A 3,491-nucleotide genomic window follows, 5' to 3' on the forward strand; every position below is an offset into this window, starting at 1 on the left:
ATGGAATCTTTTGCGAGGTAGCTATTTGGAAAACCTCCCCTTAACCATAAGGCATTAAGGTTATCATAACCTGTTTCGTTCAGATTAAGTGGTTTTAACTCGTGGTAGATTATGCGGCCTGCAAGACTTTCTGAAGAATGTCTAATCAACTGCGGCGAGGCTGAACCTAAAACAAGGAATCTCCCCCCAACCCTTTTTTTATCTACCATAGCCCGTATAAGCGGAAAAAGCGCTGGCATACGCTGTATCTCGTCAATAATCACGAGGTGGTCAGTGAATTGGTTTAAATATAACTCAGGCTCCTGAAGTTTACTCAGGTCTGAAGGCAATTCAATATCAAGGTAAACAACTCTTTTCCGTAATGCCTTTGCTATTATTTTGGCAAGTGTGGTCTTGCCAACCTGGCGGCAGCCGATCAATCCCACTACCGGGTATCTGGCAAGGGAGGCTATGACTGCCCTTTTCAGTTCCCTCTCTAATATCATGCTTGCATTTTAAAACAAGCGCTTTCATTTTGCAATGATAAAATTAGAGGTGGATTTTCAATGGCAATTCTTTTTTATTGCCGCGATAGGTTATTTGATAAATTGCACGGCATTGCTATATGAAGCCTATAGCATTTTAAAATCTATTTTGCCAATTTAAAGAATTGACCTCAAAATCTTTTTGTCATCAATGCCAAAAGTTAAGTATGGTGTCCCCGGAATTGTGTTCGGAAGAATGATTAGTTGGAGCAATTATAATGGTCGCTGTCCCTATTTATTCCCAATCTCATTCAATTGAAACATAAAGTCAGACGGAAATCGGTCAATATTCCTTTTAACGGCCTGCACTAAAACTCTCGGCTCAACCTCATAAAGTTCCGCAAGGTCAGTGCTTATCATTATCTTATGCCCGCGAATCATGTAGATTTTCCCTTCTATTACTTCTTGTTGAACCACTATTTCCATTTCATTCCCCTGTATTTTTCAATATCTTTAGAAAGTCCGTTGATGGTCTTTAATTATAGGAAGTTTAGGCATAGGAAAGGGATTTCTTTTTCCCCATTATTGGCAAAGAAACCATCTCTACTATCTCAATACCTTTATCTTCCGGAATTCTTTCGCCATCGGCTATCAAACTTCTTAGGTAAGCATCAATTGCGATAAGTATAGGTTTTCATATCTAAACAATATACCTATGCAAAGGCAGTGTCAAACTTTTTATAGCGAGAGGCAGGGGGTAGTTCTTAAATTATACATAAGATGGGGCATTTCTTTCATATTGCCAATCCCGCCTCAATCCTATCTTCCAACTGCGGTAATTTTCTACCTCTCAAAAAGCCTCTCTATAAGTTTATAGCCTTCTGCCTCAAACAACCCTGTTCCCTTTGCCTCTGCCTCTGTAAACCCCTTGCCCCTTGCCCCTTGCCCCTTGCCCCTATCTTTTGATGGATACATCATAAACGGCACAGGGTCTCTGGTGTGGGTCTTCTTTGCTATAGGCGTAGGATGGTCGGGAAGAACAACAACCCTGAATTCTTTGAATTTATCCATGCCTTTTAAAACAGCGCCGACTATTTTTTCATCAAAATCCTCAATAGCCTTGATTTTATCTTTCAGATTTCCTGTATGCCCTGCCTCATCAGGCGCCTCTACATGCACGCACACAAAATCCTTTGTCTCAAGTTCCTTTAACGCATACTCTGCCTTGCCTGTATAATTTGTATCAAGATAACCTGTTGCGCCCGGAACATTCACAACATTAAGTCCTGCATATATGCCGACGCCCTTTACCAGATCAACAGCAGATATGACAGAGCCTTCTATACCGAACCTTTGTTTTAAGGTAGGCATCTGCGGTCTTCTTCCCTGTCCCCAGAGCCATATTGAATTTGCAGGCTTCTTGCCTTTTTCCTCTCTTTCAATGTTTACAGGATGCTCCTTTAAGAGCATCTGTGAAGAGTTCATAAGTTGAATGAGTTTTTTTGAGCCTTCGCCTTTTGGGAGATGAGCAGTGATTTCTTTTCCTGTTATGTCATGCGGCGGGGTTGTCTCCATTTTAGCGGCATCAGGACCGCCATTCCAAACCATAAGATGCCTGTAACTAACACCGGGATAAAATTTAATGCCGCTGCCTGAAAGTTCTTTGTCCAAATCAAGTATTATCCTTTTTGCCTCATCTGTTGTTATATGCCCCGCGCTGTAATCATTCATAAAAATCTTTCCGCCCTGTTCAAGAAGCGCAACAAGGTTGCACCGAAGCGCCAAATCATCTTTTGACAATTCTACGCCGATGCTCGCTGCCTCAAGAGGAGACCTGCCTGTATAATATTTTCTTGGGTCATAACCGAGGACGCTTAATATGGCAACATCGCTTCCGGGCGGATAGCCGTCAGGCACATTCTTTGAAAGACCGATTGAGCCGTTTTGGGCAAGGAAGTCCATATTCGGCGTGTTTGCAGCCTCAAGCGGGGTTTTATTGCCGAGTTCAGGAATGGGCTCATCACTCATCCCATCGCCAATGAGGATTATGTATTTCACTAATTCACCTTACCTTATGACAGTGGGGACAGATTTCAAATCTGTCCCCAGTTGTCCTATATTATGCTGAAAAAAGTTTAACACATCCAATATATGATTGTAAACCAAGTTGGGAATTTTCCCTGATGACTTTTCCCTCTTTTTTTGATAATTTCAAGATATGAAAAACCTCTCGCTTTTGCAAAAGGCACTTGTATCTATTCTCCTCCTTGCAATCCCAGTTCTTATCACCTTCATTGTAACCTATCGTATAAATAAGGAATATATCAAAGAGGGCACATTAAATGATATTGCCAGTATTGCCAAAGGGTATGAGATGAGTGCATATTACTTCCTTGAGATGATAAAGATACGGGCGCAGGACTTTGCCAGCGATGGTTTTATAAGGGAGAATCTGCAGAAGATAATTCAGGGAGATGGGCATGCAAATGAACACCTTAACAAACATCTCTTAAAAAACAAGATGCCATTGGATAAGACAATCCATGAGATATATATCCTCTCTCTTGACGGCAAGGTCGCAGGTTCTACAGCCCCATCTGAAACAGGCAAAGACCTGTCTGCTGAAATATTTTTTATTAAGGGGAAGACAGATACGACTATTACTGAGAGCCCATCAGGGCATGAAGGTATACCTGAACTCACAGTGTCAACCCCTATCTTTGATATTGCATCAAAAAAGACCATAGGTGTCCTTGTTAATTTTATCTCCCTTTCGCAGTTCAGAAATATCCTTGGCGGTGAATTTGTCCGTCAGAAGGATACAGTGTCGTGGGAAAAGGGCAAGAGGGAGACACTGGTTATACAAACTGTTAATGGCAGCAAACTTTTAATAGGTGAATTCCCGTTTCATGGCAATATCGGAAAACAGATATACGAACCTCCTGTAGATGCATGTTTAAAGACAAATACCGAGACATCTTCAGTCTATAAAGACTATTTGCGGGGTGTAACAGTTGTCAGTGCATC

General features: G+C 41.5%; 4 protein-coding genes. 1 reads left to right on the forward strand and 3 read right to left on the reverse strand.

The genetic code is table 11. The features are described from left to right. From HZC45_00960 to HZC45_00970, 3 genes are all read right to left on the reverse strand, one after another. Nucleotides 1–482 (reverse strand): AAA family ATPase (locus HZC45_00960; GenBank protein ID MBI5681738.1); only part of this gene is annotated, 482 nt, incomplete at its 3' end. A gap of 273 nt (nucleotides 483–755) precedes the next feature. Next, the gene (locus HZC45_00965; GenBank protein ID MBI5681739.1) at nucleotides 756–941 is read right to left on the reverse strand and encodes an ORF6N domain-containing protein; all 186 of its coding nucleotides are present in this window, start codon (nucleotides 939–941) and stop codon (nucleotides 756–758) included. Between the two features lie 366 nt (nucleotides 942–1,307). Further along, the gene (locus HZC45_00970; protein MBI5681740.1) at nucleotides 1,308–2,522 is read right to left on the reverse strand and encodes a cofactor-independent phosphoglycerate mutase; all 1,215 of its coding nucleotides are present in this window, start codon (nucleotides 2,520–2,522) and stop codon (nucleotides 1,308–1,310) included. Nucleotides 2,523–2,682: 160 nt separating this feature from the next. On the opposite strand from HZC45_00970, the gene HZC45_00975 reads away from it, so the two are divergent. Then, nucleotides 2,683–3,491, forward strand: an 809-nt coding sequence (locus tag HZC45_00975; protein MBI5681741.1) for a cache domain-containing protein, incomplete at its 3' end; no start/stop codon positions are given.

The sequence above is a fragment of the Deltaproteobacteria bacterium genome (assembly GCA_016223005.1).
Taxonomy (GTDB): Bacteria; Desulfobacterota; GWC2-55-46; order UBA9637; family GWC2-42-11; genus JACRPW01.